This is a genomic window from Niameybacter massiliensis (genome assembly GCF_001282685.1).
Taxonomy (GTDB): Bacteria; Bacillota; Clostridia; order Lachnospirales; family Cellulosilyticaceae; genus Holtiella; species Holtiella tumoricola.
Genome location: NZ_LN875035.1, coordinates 1,154,044 through 1,169,980, shown reverse-complemented (window position 1 = coordinate 1,169,980; position 15,937 = coordinate 1,154,044). Strand labels below are relative to the sequence as shown.

Here is a 15,937-nt window from a genome sequence, read left to right as displayed (position 1 = left end):
ATGAAAAAATGGATGGCAATATTACCACTTATTCCGATGGTATTTACAGGATGTGCAGGGAATACACCAAATGAAGGACCAGGTACAAATGGTGAAACAGTAGTAGATGAAATTGGTGGAACAATCACTGTTGTAACATCTCGTACAGATGCAGATATTCTTTTTGCAGATATTGAAGAAGAGTTTAAAGCACTTTATCCAAATGTAACAGATATTATTTGGGAGTCTTCAGCAGACTACAATAACTATATTACGACTCGTATGAATACAACAGATTATGGCGATGTCCTTTTCGTTCCATTTAGCATGTCAGGTGAACCTGAAATGTACCCAAACTATTTTGAACCACTGGGTAAAGTAGATGAACTTGGAAAAATGTATATTGATGTAACAGAAGCTGACTATGATGGGATTGTATATGGTCTTCCAACGGCAATCAACTCATTAGGAATTATTTATAATGAACAAGTACTTCAAGCAGCAGGCGTTGAAACTTTCCCAACAACCATGGATGAACTTCTTGATGCATGTCAAAAGATTAAAGATAATACAGATGCGATTCCTTTCTTTACAAATTATGAAAAAGGGCTTGGTACTTGGGGTGGAACCCTTTCATCATTTGGTGGGGAAAATTTTAAAGCAGATACATTAGATAAAGGTACAGCTTTTGCAGAAGGGCAACCTATTAGACAAGTAATGGATCTTTTCTATGCACTTACAGCAAATGGATTTACAGAGCCAGATCCAGTAACACTTGATTTTGCACAGGGTAAACAAATGATTGCAGATGGAAAAATTGCAATGATGATGAAAGGTTCACAAGATGTGAAAGCCATTGAGGAACTTTCAGAAGGTAATGATATTGAAATCGCACCAATCCCAGTTCAATTAAATGGTAAAACAAGTCTTGCATTTGGTGCACCTGAAGTTGTAGGAATCAATGTAAACAGTACAAATAAAGTAACTGCACGTGCTTTCCTTAATTTCCTTATTTCTGAAGAAAGTGATTATGCAGATGATTTAGGTGGAATGTCTCCATCAATTGCTGATTTTACAGATGAAGAACAGGCACTTTTTGCAACAAATAATATTGTATTAACAGCACCACCAGTTACACCTGAAGTAGAATCACTTTATACAAGCATTGCTAATGAAGTAGGTGTAGCAAGATTAACAGATGTATTACAACATGTTATCAATATGGGACTTTACCCAGATCAATATGGCACATATGAAGCATATGTTGCAGAACTTGAAGCAAGTTGGGCTAAAGCTGTAAGCGAATATGCTAAGTAACCAAACTAAAAAAGAAAGCCGTCTTATTGGCTGCTTTCTTTTTTGTCCTTTACTTTTACTTTTGACATTTGGCATATATCCTATTTTTGCTCTTATCGAGTATAGCTTTACTTCATGGAATGGGCTTTCTCCTACTAAGACCTTTGTAGGATTTTCAAATTATATCAAAATCCTCTCAGATCCTAGTTATATTAGGGTCTTTTTGAATTGCATGGTATATTTCGTTTCAGGTCTTATTCAAATTGTGATAGCGCTTTATTTTGCAATTTTACTTTCTACTAAGGTAAAAGGGAAAAACTTCTTTAAAGCATCATTTGTTTTTCCTTCTCTCATTAGTGGAATGGCAGTAGCCATGCTCTTTCGCCTTTTCTTTAGTCCAGGAGGAAGTTTTGATAGTCTATTAACTGTTCTAGGTCTTGGTGAGCATACAAGATATTGGCTTGGTGATCCTAAAATGGTTAATTATACATTAGGTGCAATATCTATATGGAGGCACACGGGTAAAAGTTTTATTCTCTATTTTGGAGCAGTACAATGTATACCTTTAGAACATTATAGATTAGCAGAAATAGAAGGGGCATCCGGTTGGCAAAAGGTACGAATAGTCATCTTACCAGGGATACAAATTGTGCTCAAAATCAATTTTATCCTTCTGACTATAGGTGCTATTTCAGCTTTTGAATTGCCACTCATTTTAACCAATGGGTCAAATGGCACCATGACTTTTTTACTACAAACTATGAAGACTGCTTTTGAGAAGAAGATGTTTGGTCTTGCTGCAAGTATGGCAGTTATTGTAAGTCTAGTTATCTTAGTTATTACAATGATACAAAATAAATTATATAAAGGGGAAGAAAATGATTAAGAAGATAGCAGTCAATATTATAAAATATGGTAGTTTGCTTCTATGGAGCTTTATTATATTCTTCCCTCTTATTACGTTATTTTTTGGAAGCTTCAAAACGTATAATGAGTTTACAAATACATCTGGATTAATCCCCCCAGAGAGTTTTCTAAACTTTGATAACTATAAGCGTGCCTTTATAGAAGGGAAAATGCTTATGGGATTTACCAATACGTTTATTCTTATTTTATTTGGCGTAGGGGGAAGTATTATTATAGGTTCTATGGTAGCCTATGTCATTAATCGTTTTGACTTTAAGTTTAAGAAGACTATATTATTTGCTTATTTATTAGTCTCAATAGTACCTTTAGAAATTTCTCAGGTGGGGACATTTAAGTTGATGCATAAGTTAGGATTATATAACAATTTACTAGGACCTATTGTATTGTATTTAGGAGCAGATGTATTAATGGTTTATATTTATCTGCAAGCTTTAAGTAAGGTGCCCAAAGAAATTGATAAGGCGGCTTTATTAGAGGGAGCTTCATACTTCCAGATTTATAGAAAGGTGATCTTCCCACTTTTGAAACCAGCAACAGCAACAGTAGCTCTTTTAAAGATGATAGCTATTTACAACGACTTTTACATTCCTTATCTCTATATGCCAGGAGAAAAATTAAATACAGTTTCTACGACAATTCATAGATTTGTAGGACCTAATCAAACAGACTGGCATGTGATTAGTGCAGCAATTATTATAAGTATGATTCCAATGCTAATATTATTTTTTGCGCTACAAAAATATATTTATCAAGGCATAACAGCAGGGAGTATTAGATGATGAAAGCATTTTTTAGACGTGCATATACCGTTATGGAAGTAAGAACAGGTTTTGCAACAGGGTTGCCTATATTAAGTGGAGGCCTTTTTGGTGCTTACTTAAGTGGCAACTTGAAGTTGTTACCGTTACTTTTCTTCTTCATTAGCGGTTTTAGTTTTAATATTGTGGCAAACGTAGCTAATGAAATTAGGGGGTATTTAAAGGCAGAGGAAGATGAGTCAACCTTTACATATCACAAGGGTAGTGAAGGACTAGTACGAGGAGAGGCAACTTTAAAAGATGCTTGGATTGTACTAGCTGGATTTTTCTTGCTAGCAAGTGGAAGTGGGCTTATGGTTGTCCTTCTCACAAGAAGTTTGTTAGTACTTATGATGGGAGTTATTGGAGCATTAGCAGCAGTAACCTATTCTTTAGGACCAAAACCCTATATTGTTTATCCAATAGGAGAAGCAGTATCGGGTTTTTTGGTAGGTGGTGTAAGCAGCTGGATTTCAACCTACTTACAAGTAGGACATATTACAACAGAAGGCACACTTTATGCAGTTATTCCAATGATTATGACTGTATTCCTTATGTCTACAAACAATACTTCAGATTATGAAAAAGACAAAGGTTCAAGGGTGACACTACCACATGTTATCGGATTTAGAAATTCTATTAAGATTCTCATTCCAGAAGGTATAGTTATGGTTGTATGTTGGATCAGCTTATATCTTCTAGGAGGGATCACATGGTGGATGATGTTGACAGGTCTTGTCATCTTCTATGAATATGGATATAGACGTTGGTACAAAGATTATTACAAAATACAAGAGGTCTACCCAACTATGGGAAGAGAGTGGGGACCAAGACCACTTTTACTCATCTATAGCTTTAACTTAATTCTTGGTATAGAGTTTTTAATCATGCGTATGGTAGGTCGCTAATCAAATAAATATTTGGTTAAGTGTGAGGACATGTAGGCAAGCTTATTGTATTCCAACTTCTAGTCCTCGACTTTTAAGAGAGGCTAGGTTCATTCCATCAAACTAACGGTCAAAACTCAGAAAAGAAGTTCACTTTTCTTCAGACATTTCCCTAAAACCAGTTTGATTCCATTCTCTAAGCCTCTCTAAAAAGTCTGTGGAGAAAGTTTCCATACAATAACTCACCTTACAGCCCATCACATGATAACCTTTCCGTCTGAGGCTAGCTAGACTACATGGCTTTATTATCTAAACACTCTTTATATAAAAGCCACCTAATTATTCTAAGGTTAAAAGTAAACTACAAAGAAGTCTTATCAAACACTTGAAAGTTCTATCTCCAAAGAAGAGACGTTTGCTCTTCTTTCGCCTCTCCCGTGTGTCCACTGGAAGTGAAAATTTACCTAACTGAGTAGAAAAGGGCGGTGATGCGTGGGTGACCTCCATGTAGCTTTTATTGAGAATGGGCTTAGAATGTGTTAACGAATATGAAGGAAGGCTTTTGTGCGAGTGTCTGAGCGTTAGCAAGTTTTCGCACGTTCTAACTGAATAGGCGTTTATACATTCTTAGTCCATTTGAGCAAAAGCGAAAGGGAGAGCACATACGTAGTGCGGACCGGTCTACCTCAACTACTAAGTTTTCACTCCATAAAATATTTATTTTATTAACTATAAAATTTCTAAGGAGGCAGCATATGCACCCAATTCATTTACACCATACTAAAAAGAATCCACTTATTATTCCAACGTTAATTGCCCATCAGAAGGGCTTTTTTGCTAAGCGAGGCTTAGACGTTTGTTTAGATTTAGCAGAGGATTTTACCTTTGATGGGAATAGTCCTTTTAGAGACGGTAAATCCGATGTGATGATGGGGGATTTAACCTTTTTCTTTTATATGTTAGAACAGGGTAAAAAGGCAGTACTTACTTCAAATTTAACCCGTACTATTCATCTTGTAGGACGTAAAGGCCTTAAACCACCTTATGAAGGCATACGAGCAGGGGTTAATCGAAAAGGATTATTTAGATTGTACTTGGAAAATGATTTAAAAGATTTAGTACCAGAAGCAGAAATTGTATGGATTAACAATTCTTATGAACGTATGCAAGCTTTAGATCATGGAGAGATTGATGCACTTGTAGCCATTGAGCCTTTTGTAACTGACTTAACAGATAAAGGGCATCAGATTATTTGGAGTACAAGAAATAGTGATAAAAATCTTGTAATGTGGGCATTTGATCAGGAATTTTATGAAGCACATACAGAGAGTGTGCGTACTTTCCATGAAGCATTAGAAGAAGCAGGAAACTATTTTAACCATTTAAGTGAAGCTCAGAAGATTCAGTTATGTCATGAAGAACTAGGCTATGAGGAAGCTTTTGCAAAACGGATGAAGAATTTTAGCTTTGAGCCACAAGCGCCTATTCGATTAGAGGACTTTAACCTTTGTATGGAATGGATGTATCGTGAACATGAAATCACAAATTTATATGATGGTACAGAGTTGATTAAAAATTTAGGTAAAACTGACTAAAGTCATGAAAAGTCCTTTTTCTTATGTCGAAATATATGTTAAACTGAAGAGGTTGTAGCACCATATCTTACCTAATTGATTGATGGGTGAATTTTAAATATTACTATAAAAGTTAAAATAAAGAGTACAACGGAAAGAGGGCAACATGGCAAACAATAAGATTGATAAAGTAACCAATCTCTATACTTTCTTAAAAGCTTATCACAGTATGAAAAGTCCTGTGGTTGCCAATGAAGAAGACAGGGAATGGGTAGAACAACTTGGGGGATGGCCAAAACATGCTTGTGTAGAAGAAAGATGGCAACAGCAAGTTTTAGACCAGCCTATTTGTATCATTCGTAAGCCGAATGAACAGATGCTAGCAGATGAAGAAAAAGCTAAGGAAGTAGAAGAAGTCTACAATAGCTTCTATAATGTCTATAGCAGGCTTAAGAAGGAACCAGAACTTTTAGAACTTGTCTATGGAGATGGACAAGTACGAATGGAGGGAATGGAAGAGGTTAATCATCCTCTGATTCTACAAACAGTTTATGTAACATTTGATATAGAAACAGAAACTTTCGCACTCTTTTTAGAAGATAAGGGGCCAGAACTTTATCAAGGTCTTTTAGGGCTAGTAGAAGGTTTAGAAGAAGATAGTATTGTGGAGCTTATTAAGCTTTATCAAGGGGAGCCTATTAGTCCCTTAGATATTAAAGGAGTAGAAGGTTTTTGTACGGAAGTACGAAATAGACTTTTTGGGGATACTGGAGTAGAGATTATCTCTAATTATCCAACGTTATTCCTTAGAAAAAAACAATTAGGCTTCCAAGTTGCATTAGATGGTATATTAGAAGACTTAGAAAAGCGCAAACAAATTCCACCTTTTATAGCGGATATTGTAGGTGAAGGAGATGTGGTACGTAAAAATCAAAATTCTAAAGAGACAATGAAAAAGTTAGCTTTAGATGTAAATGGTATTGACCAAAAAATCCTTTTTACAAAACCTGCCAATAAAGAACAGCTTCTTGTGGCTAAACACTTAGAAAGAAATGAAGCAGTATTAGTACAAGGGCCTCCAGGTACAGGAAAAACACATACGATAGCCAATATGATTGGTCACCTTTTAGCAGAAGGCAAACGTATTCTTGTTACAAGCTATAGCGAAAAGGCACTAGCTGTTGTTAAAGATCATGTTATTCCAGAATTACAGACACTTTGTATTAGTTTAATGCAAGATGCAGAAAGTAGAAAAGAACTAGAAGATACATTAGAAGGTATTCATCAAATTCGTGCCACATTAGAACGTAGTGAACTTTCTAGACGTGTTGCCATGCATGAGAAAAATCGCGAGGCGTGTATTAGAACATTAGATAAATTAATTGGTGAACTGAAAAATCATAAATTAATTGAGTATACACCGATTAAAGTAGCTGGAAAGACTTACAAGCCTTTAGAAGCAGCTAAATACATAGATGAAAAGCGTGAAACTTGTGAGTGGCTTATGGGACCTGTACGACATGGTTCAATCCTGCCACTTGGAGAAGATAAAGTTCAAGAGCTCTATCGTATTAAAGACAACTTAACAAAAGAAGATGCTTTAATCTGTAGCTTAGAACTTAATACAACAGGTATGTTTACACCAGAAGGCTTTAAAGAATGTATTGAAGCAGAGAAAAACTTCAAAAAGTATAAAACGCCTAAATGGTTAAATTATTTTAAAGAAGATGAGCATACTTACGAAGTAGAAACTTTAAAAGATTTAATTGGAAATATTAAATTGATAGAGGAGCAAGTCCATTTAGAGGATCCTTGGTGTATGGCAGTACTTGAAGCAGGTAGAGAAGATAAGGCAAAAGAACAGTGGCAAACGTTAGCTGTTCAAATTAAAGAGCTTTATCAGCTGAGCTTAACTTATGCAGATGAAATGATGGCACAAGAACCACAAATTTCACCAATTGATGATAAGCTAAAACCACTAGACCTTTATAGTCAAATCAATCAAAAACTTCAAAACTCTGGTAAACTATCTAAAATGACATTGCTCCTTAACCCTCAAATGAAGACGATTATAGCAGCTAGTCGTGTAAATGGTAAGCAGCCAGAAACGATGCAGGATTTTGAAGTGCTTATTCACTATATGGTACTGAAAGAAAAGCGTGAAGCGCTTAAAGGAAGATGGGAAAGACAGATGGTACCTCTTGGGGCACAATCTACAGATAAAATGGAAGCACCATTTGAAATGACTTGTCAAAAGTACGGTGAAGCGATTTTAAAATATTTAGATTGGTATAAGAAAAAGTGGATGCCTATTGCAAAACAGCTTGAGGCTTATGGCGTGGATATAGATGGTATTATGGAGCAACAAGACTATACCAAGTCTGAGCATGGTCATATACATTACCTTTACCATACTGTACTTAAAGAAATGATAGAAGTATTAGAATATCAAGTTGCAAGATGTGAAAAAACAAAGGCAGCCAAAGAAAAAGAAGCTTTTGAAAAATGGTTACAAAGTTTAGAATGTACAAAAGAAAGTCCAATACTTACAGGGCTTAAAGTAGCACTTAAGACAAAAGACTTGGAGAACTACACAAAGCATTACGAAGCCTTTTTAGAAGCGAGAGATAAGAAACCACAAGTAAAACGTAAAGCAGAACTTTTAGATAAACTTGCTTTTGCAGCACCAGGTTGGGCAAGCTACTTAGAAGCTTTCAAAGAAGAAGGCGAAGAAGTTGTGATTCCAACAGGGGTAGAAGAAGCATGGCTATGGCGTCAATTGGTAGATATTTTAGCAAAACGTCATGAGCGTACAGCCAGTGTCATCAAAGAAGAGATGAAAGAAGTAGAAAGACGTTTAAGTTATCATACTAAACAACTTGTATGTGATAAGGCATGGTTACATAAACTTGTAGACTTTGATGCCAACCGTAGTGAAGTTCAAGCTATAGAAGGGTGGAAACAGTTGATTCTTAAGATGGGAGCAGGTAAAGGTAGAAACCGTGAGCTCCTTAAACAAGAAGCTAGAAAGCTGATGCCAAAATGTCAAAAGGCAGTACCAGTATGGATTATGCCACTTGATAAAGTAGCAGAGCACTTTGACCCAAGAGAAAATCAATTTGATGTGGTAATTATTGATGAAGCGAGTCAAGCAGATGTGACAGCGCTTATTGCACTTTACTTAGGGAAACAAGTCCTTATTGTAGGAGATGATGAACAAGTAAGTCCGCTTGCTGTAGGAGAAAATACAGAAGAGATTAGCCGTTTGATTAAGACTTATTTAGAAGATATACCAAATCATTATCTGTATTCTGGACGTTTTTCTATTTATGACTTAGCTCAACTTTCAGGTTATCAGCCAGTTAGGCTTAAGGAGCACTTCAGATGTGTCCCAGAAATCATTGGATATAGCAATGAGCTAGCATATAAAGGCCAAATTGAACCGTTACGCGAGAACTCTAAAGTCTTTAAGCCGAGTCTTGTAACTTGTTATATTCAAGATGCTAAAGAGGAAGGACAAGTGAACCAAGTAGAGGCTGAGGCAGTTGTTGCTAAGATTATAGAGTGCGCAGCAGATGATAGGTATAATGGTAAAACCTTTGGGGTTATTAGCTTAAAAGGAGATAAACAAGCGGCTTATATCGATAGTTTATTACAAAAGGAAATGACAGCACGTGCTTATGCAAAGCGCAACATTTTATGTGGTGGCCCAGCTCAATTCCAAGGGGATGAAAGAGATATTATCTTCATTTCTATGGTAGATGCAAAAGGAGATAAAGATACTCTTCGCCTGATGACTTATGGAACAGATAATTTATATAAAAAGCGTTACAATGTTGCCATGAGTCGTGGTCGTGATCAAGTGTTTATTATGCATTCCTTTGATCCTGAGACAGACTTAAAAGAAGAAGATATTAGAAGAGGGCTCTTTGAGTATTGTTACAACTGTGGTAAAGATATTGCAGTAGATACCATTCATTATGAAGAACCTTTAGTACCTTTTGAACAAGAGATCAAGAATGAACTTGAAAATAGAGGATATAAAGTAAGAAGTCATACACCTTCAGGAGCAACCTTAACAGGTCTTGTTATAGAAGGAGATACAAAAGAAATTCGTCTTGTATGCGAAAGTGAGAAGTATCAAGAAAGCTCCGAACTAGAGGGGGAGATTAATACCCTTGCCGTACTTGAACGTATAGGGTGGGAAATGGTATATATCAGTGCATCTTATTATTATCAAGACCCAGCGCAGGCTATGAATGAACTTATAGAACAAATTCAAGAAAAAATGTAGATAGAAGATGAATACTTTGTGACAAAAACTCCTTAAACGATGCATAGAATGTTTAAGGAGTTTTTTTATTGGAATAGGTGAAATAAGAAAGGGGATGGGGCATGTATAGAATACCTAATATCGAGCAGATGGAACGATGTGAGCAAGAAACCAACCATTTTGCAAAAGGTATTAACTTTTATAAGCTATTTTGGATCTTTTTTATAGGCTGTTTTTTAGGTGTGGTAATAGAAACCATATGGTGCATTTGCACACGTTTTCATTATGAGAGTAGAGTAGGACTTATATATGGGCCTTTTAACTTGGTATATGGATGTGGAGCACTAGCATTAACAATAGGTCTTTATTGGATGCGGAATAAGAGTAATGTGAGAATTTTTCTAGAGAGTATGCTCATAGGCTCATTGATAGAGTATTTATGTTCTTTTATACAAGAGGTTATGTTTGGAACTATATCATGGGATTACTCCCATTTACCACTTAATTTACATGGAAGAATTAATTTGGTTTATTCTATTTTTTGGGGTATTTTGGGGCTGATATGGATACAGAAAATATATCCGTTGTGTATTACTTGGATTATTAAAATTCCAAATCGTTTTGGAAAGGTACTTACGTGGATATTATTTGTATTTATGATTTTTAATACAATGATGTCGGGATTAGCAGTAGAGAGATGGACTCAAAGAAGAGAGGGCAATATAAGGTTAGAACAGTATTGGTCCTATTTTGATAACCATTATCCAGATAGTAAGATGAAAGCAATTTATCCAAATATGAATTTTAATCCATAGTTATAAAATATTAAAAGCTATACATAAGTATTTGATAAGTGTTACATATATAGGAGTTATTGTACTTAGGTGCAATAGCTCCTATAATTAGTTATAATATTTTATGAGGATTTATTTCATACTAAGTTAATAAAAATAGAAGAAGCATTTAGAATAGATGAGGTAGAAAGATGACATTAGAAATATCAGGACGTGTAGTAACACGAGAAAATTTAGTATATGAAGAAGCTAGAACTATGTGGAATAGAGCTATAGAAAAATACCCATTAGCTATTGCATTTTGTAAATCATCAGAAGATGTGGCTAAAAGTATTAAATGGGCAAAAGCACAAGGAGTGCCTGTACGTATAAGATCAGGGAGACATCATTATGAAGGCTACTCAACAGGGAATGATGTATTAGTGATTGATGTAAGCGAGATGAATCAAATTCACCTTGATGAAGCAAGAGGAGAAGTGACTATAGAAGGTGGTGTCAGAAATAGGGAACTTTACGAAGCGGTTTGTAGTAAAGGCTATCCATTTCCAGGTGGTGGTTGCCCAACAGTAGGTGTAGTAGGTTTTGCCCTTGGCGGGGGATGGGGATATTCTGCTAGATTGCTAGGGCTAGGTTGTGATGCTATTACACAAATTGAGCTTATCAATGCAGAAGGAGAAGTAGTGGTTGCAAGTAAAGAGCAAAATGCAGATTTATTCTGGGCTCTTAAAGGGAGTGGCGGAGGTCAATTTGGCGTAGTGGTCAAAATGACTTTTAAGTTACCTAAGAAGAGAGAAGAAGCAACTCTGATTCGAATAGAATCTCATCATGTCACAAGAAAAGGTCAAATTGAAGTCTTTAAATTATGGCAAGAAACAATAGGAGACTTATGTCCAGAAGCGAATTTTAAACTGAGTTTTTATAATTCAAAAGAAAAAGGCGATGGCATTCTCCTCATTGGTATCTATTACGGTACAAGAGAAGAAGCACATCACCTTGTGGCACCATTTATTCAGTTAGGACATACATTGCAAGTTTTAGTTCAAACAATGAGCGTACTTGAGATTAATAGATGGATACAAGATGCGCATCCAGAGTATGAACACTATAAATCTTCAGGACGTTTTGTAGAACAAAACTTAGAAGAACAGCACATGCATGAACTCCTAGATATGATTAAAGAAAGAGCAGAAGGAGCAGTCTATACAGCACTTTCTTGTTATGGTTTAGGAGGTCATATAACAAGTGTTAAAGAAGATACTGCATCCTTTGCTTATAGAAGATGCCAATATATTTTGGGCTTCCAAACGGTCTGGGAGGACAATAAGGATAGTGACCCTAATAAAAACTGGTTTGTTGAACGTTTTAAAGTAATTGAAACCATGACAAAAGGGTCATTTGTGAATTTCCCAGGTGCCGAAATAACCAGCTATTTAGACGCTTATTACGGTAAAAATCAGGATGATCTTATTAAAATCAGAAAAAAATATGATAAAAATAATTTCTTCAAGTTTGAACAAGGATTATAAGCTTATATCTTGTAAAGCGTCATAACCTTCTTCGCCAGTACGAATTTTAACAGCATTTTCAACAGGATAAATAAAGATTTTACCATCACCGATTGCACCTGTGTGAAGTACAGCTTTGGCGGCATCGATAACTGTTTGAACAGGTACTTTACACACAACAACCTCAACTTTTACTTTAGGAAGAAGGTTAAATTCAAGAGGAATACCACGATAATATTCGCTACTTCCTTTTTGCATACCACAACCAAGTACTTGGGTAACAGTCATACCTGTTACGCCGATTTGGTTCATTGCACTTTTAAACGCTTCAAATTTACTTTGATTCATTAAAATAACAAGTTTAGTAATTTTAGCACCATCATGGGATTGAGGTGCAACAGTCCTATCAGATGCAGTAGAAGATATAACTACAGGTGGTACAAGAGTTGTTGCTGCTTCAGTAGATGCTACTGAGTTAAAGTGAATTGGCATAAAGTCAGCATAGCTACTTGCAAGACCATGTTCTTCAATATCAAGACCGGCAATTTCTTCTTCCTTAGAAACACGTAAACCAACAGTGTGTTTGATGACTAAGAAAATAATAGTCATTGTAACAGCGACCCAAGCCATAACACTTACTACACCAAGGATTTGAACACCTAAGAATGAGAAGCCACCACCGTAGAAGAGACCGCCATCAAGTGCAAGGCATCCTGTTAAGATTGTTCCTACAGCACCACACATACCATGTACGCCAATCGCACCAACAGGATCATCAATTTTAAGGATTTTATCAACAAATTCAATACCAAACACGATAACAAAAGAAGCAATAACACCAATAATTACAGCACCTACAGGAGATACCATGTCGCAACCGGCAGTAATAGCAACAAGGCCACCAAGTGCACCGTTAAGTGTCATAGAAACATCAGGTTTTTTGTAACGTATCCAAGTAATAGCCATTGTACAAGTAGCAGCAGCGGCAGCGGCTAAGTTTGTAGTAATAAAGATTGTAGACATAGCAACAAGTGTTTCGTCCCCAGTAGCAGAAATAGTAGAGCAACCATTGAAACCAAACCAGCAGAACCAAAGAATGAATACACCTAATGCGCCAAGAGTTAAACTATGGCCAAGAATTGCTTTTGGTTTGCCATCAGGGCCATATTTACCAATACGAGGTCCAAGAATTTTTGCGCCTATAAAGGCAGCTACACCACCAACCATATGAACAGCAGTAGAACCAGCAAAGTCATGGAAACCTAATTGACTTAACCAACCACCGCCCCAAATCCAGTGACCAGAAATAGGATAAATAACAGCACTGATAAGTACACTATAAATGCAGTAAGATGAAAATTTAGTACGTTCTGCCATTGCTCCAGATACGATCGTAGCAGCAGTTGCACAGAAAACTGTTTGGAAGATCAAAAATGCCATAGTAGGGTAAGTTCCACTATAGTCTCCACGAACAAAGAAATCAGGTACACCAATAAAGCCCCCTATAGATGTACCAAACATAAGTCCAAAACCTAATACCCAGAACACTAAGGTTCCAAGAGAAAAGTCCATAAGGTTTTTCATAATAATGTTCCCTGAATTTTTAGCTCGTGTAAAACCAGCCTCTACCATTGCGAATCCAGCTTGCATGAAGAAAACGAGAAGGGCACCTAACAATACCCATACAGTATCAATTGATGAATACATAACATCACTCCTTTTTCAGTATTAGTCTATTAAAAAAAGGCGTGGTTTCTGAGTAAACAGAAAACACGCCTTTGTGTTTTTGAAACAAAAAAAGGCGCTGTAGGAGAGTTCCTACAGCGCCTTTGCTGATTGATAAACTAAGTATAAGACTATAAAATTGAAATGTCAATAAAAAAATAATAAGACAAATATACTTTTTTCTATAATAATGTAGTCCGATACAAGAAGAAGTGAGAGAAGAAAAAATGTATTTGATAAAATTTTTAGAAAAATGTATTTAATTATATTGACATGTCCAAAATTGTAGCGTATATTATAAATAAGCAAGTATCTAAAGCTAATCAACTGCGCTAAGATGAAGCCTTAATCCTAGGTAAAGTGGATTCAATGTGTAGAAGATGGCTGAGAAAAGTATACAAAGCAGATAGATTACCTCCCTTATTTTGAAGCTTTGCAAGCTTTCCTCACAACTACAGTTTTTAGTGGTGGCAAGGAAACTGTAGGAGATTACGAATAGATACACCGGATACGATGATTCAACTTCACACCACAACTTATTACTTTTATACACATACATGAGGTCATTCCTATGGGATGATCGCCTATGCGGACACTTACCGTGATAAATGCAGTGGCATCCCTTTCACTTAGAGCACACCAATTAGCGCATCATAACAAGGTAAGCTATATTGTATGGTGTAACTGTATAAGTTATTTACGAAGCGAAGCATCCCCTAAGGTGTGAAATGCGCCACTAACAAGAAGCTAACTTAAGTCCGTCTAAGTAAGATAAGGGAGGGACGGCTTAGGTTAGCTTTTTGTGCGTTCATGAGATGTATAGTTAATAAGATAGATAAAGAGAAAGAATGTTGAGTGCAGTTTATAGGAGAGAGATACTGCTAAGAGAAGTAAGAATATGGATGGGAGATAAGAATAGTAAATATAAGGTATAAAATTAAAAAATAAGAAAGAGAGAAAAGTATCTATGCAGCAGATTAATAGGATAGAAGGTTATAGAGTAAGTAAGTTATTTAAAGATTGGAAAGAGACCTTGATATGGTCATATCTACAGGGTTGTATGGGATGTGGATGGGTAGATGATGCAGAAGAACCTAAGTCAGCCCAAATTGTTGTTGGTGATTTTTGCTTTTTAGCAGGTGAACCTAATATTGAAATTGTGAGGCATATACCAACAGATTATAAGTCAGAGTACCTTATTATGGTTCCACAAAATGAGACCTGGGCAAAATTTATTGAAGATACATACTTAGAGAGAAGCTTTAAAATTACGAGATACGCTATAAAAAAAGAACCAGAAGTCTTTAACATCCCAAAGCTTAAGTCATATGTAGAAAGTTTAGATACATCCTATGTTTTAAAAGCAATAGATCAAGAAGTCTATGAGCAAGTGATGGAAGAAGAGCGGAGCCAAGACTTATGTTCACAGTTTACAAACTATGAAGACTATGCCCAAAGAGGATTAGGTTTTGTAGTATTACATGAAGGGAAAGTAGTAAGTGGTGCATCTTCTTATACAATTTATAGAGAAGGAATAGAGATAGAAATAGATACTCATAAAGACTATAGAAGACAAGGACTTGCGTTAGTATGTGGAGCAAGATTAGTACTAGAGTGCCTAGAAAGAGGGCTTTACCCAAGCTGGGATGCAGCAAATAAGGCATCAGTGGCATTAGCTGAAAAGCTAGGCTATCATTTTGCACATGAATATGTAGCTTATGCAGTAAAATGTGCAGGTAGAGATGAACTTAGCAATTAAATATTTGATTAAGTGTGAGGACATGTAGGCAAGCTTATTGTATTCCAACTTCTAGTCCTCGACTATTAAGAGAGGCTAAGTTCATTCCATCAAACTAACGGTCAAAACTCAGAAAAGAAGTTCACTTTTCTTCAGACATTTCCCTAAAACCAGTTTGATTCCATTCTCTAAGCCTCTCTAAAAAGTCTGCGGAGAAAGTTTCCATACAATAACTCACCTTACAGCCCATCACATTATAGACCCTTCCGGTAGAGAGATAGCAAAAGACATTGAGACATACAAGGTTTTGTCTTCCAAAGAAGAGACGTTTGTTCTTCTTTTCTCTCCACGGCGTGCCACTGGAAGTGAAAACTTAACTTTCTCAGTAGAAAAGGGCGGTGATGGGTGGGTGACCTCCATGGAGCTTTTTTCGAGGATGGAC

General features: G+C 36.2%; 10 protein-coding genes. 9 read left to right on the top strand and 1 reads right to left on the bottom strand.

All coding sequences use genetic code 11. The annotated features are described in order from the left end of the window. The 8 genes from BN2390_RS11115 to BN2390_RS11080 all read left to right on the top strand — a co-directional run bounded on the left by BN2390_RS11115 (position 1) and on the right by BN2390_RS11080 (position 12,053). Entirely contained in the window at positions 1-1,296 is a 1,296-nt protein-coding gene (locus BN2390_RS11115) for an ABC transporter substrate-binding protein (protein ID WP_053984419.1), read from the top strand. Between the two features lie 211 nt (positions 1,297-1,507). Next, on the top strand, positions 1,508-2,161 hold the full coding sequence (locus tag BN2390_RS11110) for a carbohydrate ABC transporter permease (protein WP_242847718.1): 654 nt from the start codon (positions 1,508-1,510) through the stop codon (positions 2,159-2,161). Continuing rightward, positions 2,154-2,981 (top strand): carbohydrate ABC transporter permease, encoded by an 828-nt coding sequence (locus BN2390_RS11105; RefSeq protein ID WP_053984417.1) that lies wholly within the window; start codon positions 2,154-2,156, stop codon positions 2,979-2,981. The genes BN2390_RS11110 and BN2390_RS11105 overlap by 8 nt, the downstream gene beginning before the upstream one ends. Beyond that, entirely contained in the window at positions 2,978-3,907 is a 930-nt protein-coding gene (locus BN2390_RS11100; RefSeq protein WP_242847665.1) for a prenyltransferase, read from the top strand. The genes BN2390_RS11105 and BN2390_RS11100 overlap by 4 nt, the downstream gene beginning before the upstream one ends. A 734-nt stretch (positions 3,908-4,641) precedes the next feature. Next, complete coding sequence (locus tag BN2390_RS11095; protein ID WP_053984416.1) at positions 4,642-5,481, top strand: ABC transporter substrate-binding protein; 840 nt, start codon at positions 4,642-4,644, stop codon at positions 5,479-5,481. 145 nt (positions 5,482-5,626) lie between these two features. Next, a complete protein-coding gene (locus BN2390_RS11090; RefSeq protein WP_053984415.1) occupies positions 5,627-9,754 on the top strand; it encodes an AAA domain-containing protein in 4,128 nt (1,375 codons plus the stop codon). A gap of 101 nt (positions 9,755-9,855) precedes the next feature. Beyond that, positions 9,856-10,548 carry a putative ABC transporter permease gene (locus BN2390_RS11085; protein WP_198524905.1) on the top strand — a complete coding sequence of 231 codons (693 nt, stop codon included), beginning with the start codon at positions 9,856-9,858 and terminating at the stop codon, positions 10,546-10,548. 170 nt (positions 10,549-10,718) lie between these two features. After that, the gene (locus tag BN2390_RS11080; RefSeq protein ID WP_053984414.1) at positions 10,719-12,053 is read left to right on the top strand and encodes an FAD-binding oxidoreductase; all 1,335 of its coding nucleotides are present in this window, start codon (positions 10,719-10,721) and stop codon (positions 12,051-12,053) included. Here BN2390_RS11080 and BN2390_RS22260 read toward each other — a convergent pair. Beyond that, on the bottom strand, positions 12,048-13,739 hold the full coding sequence (locus BN2390_RS22260; protein ID WP_053984413.1) for an ammonium transporter: 1,692 nt from the start codon (positions 13,737-13,739) through the stop codon (positions 12,048-12,050). The genes BN2390_RS11080 and BN2390_RS22260 overlap by 6 nt on opposite strands. A gap of 985 nt (positions 13,740-14,724) precedes the next feature. Here BN2390_RS22260 and BN2390_RS11070 point away from each other — a divergent pair. Continuing rightward, the gene (locus tag BN2390_RS11070; RefSeq protein ID WP_053984412.1) at positions 14,725-15,516 is read left to right on the top strand and encodes a GNAT family N-acetyltransferase; all 792 of its coding nucleotides are present in this window, start codon (positions 14,725-14,727) and stop codon (positions 15,514-15,516) included. The last annotated feature ends 421 nt before the right edge of the window (positions 15,517-15,937 follow it).

Bases quoted from the DNA above. Each gene is read 5' to 3' on its own strand.
- BN2390_RS11110 (WP_242847718.1), top strand. From the start codon at position 1,508: ATGGTATATTTCGTTTCAGGTCTTATTCAAATTGTGATAGCGCTTTAT.
- BN2390_RS11085 (WP_198524905.1), top strand. From the start codon at position 9,856: ATGTATAGAATACCTAATATCGAGCAGATGGAACGATGTGAGCAAGAA.
- BN2390_RS11090 (WP_053984415.1), top strand. From the start codon at position 5,627: ATGGCAAACAATAAGATTGATAAAGTAACCAATCTCTATACTTTCTTA.
- BN2390_RS11095 (WP_053984416.1), top strand. From the start codon at position 4,642: ATGCACCCAATTCATTTACACCATACTAAAAAGAATCCACTTATTATT.
- BN2390_RS22260 (WP_053984413.1), bottom strand. From the start codon at position 13,739: ATGTATTCATCAATTGATACTGTATGGGTATTGTTAGGTGCCCTTCTC.
- BN2390_RS11080 (WP_053984414.1), top strand. From the start codon at position 10,719: ATGACATTAGAAATATCAGGACGTGTAGTAACACGAGAAAATTTAGTA.
- BN2390_RS11115 (WP_053984419.1), top strand. From the start codon at position 1: ATGAAAAAATGGATGGCAATATTACCACTTATTCCGATGGTATTTACA.
- BN2390_RS11070 (WP_053984412.1), top strand. From the start codon at position 14,725: ATGCAGCAGATTAATAGGATAGAAGGTTATAGAGTAAGTAAGTTATTT.
- BN2390_RS11100 (WP_242847665.1), top strand. From the start codon at position 2,978: ATGATGAAAGCATTTTTTAGACGTGCATATACCGTTATGGAAGTAAGA.
- BN2390_RS11105 (WP_053984417.1), top strand. From the start codon at position 2,154: ATGATTAAGAAGATAGCAGTCAATATTATAAAATATGGTAGTTTGCTT.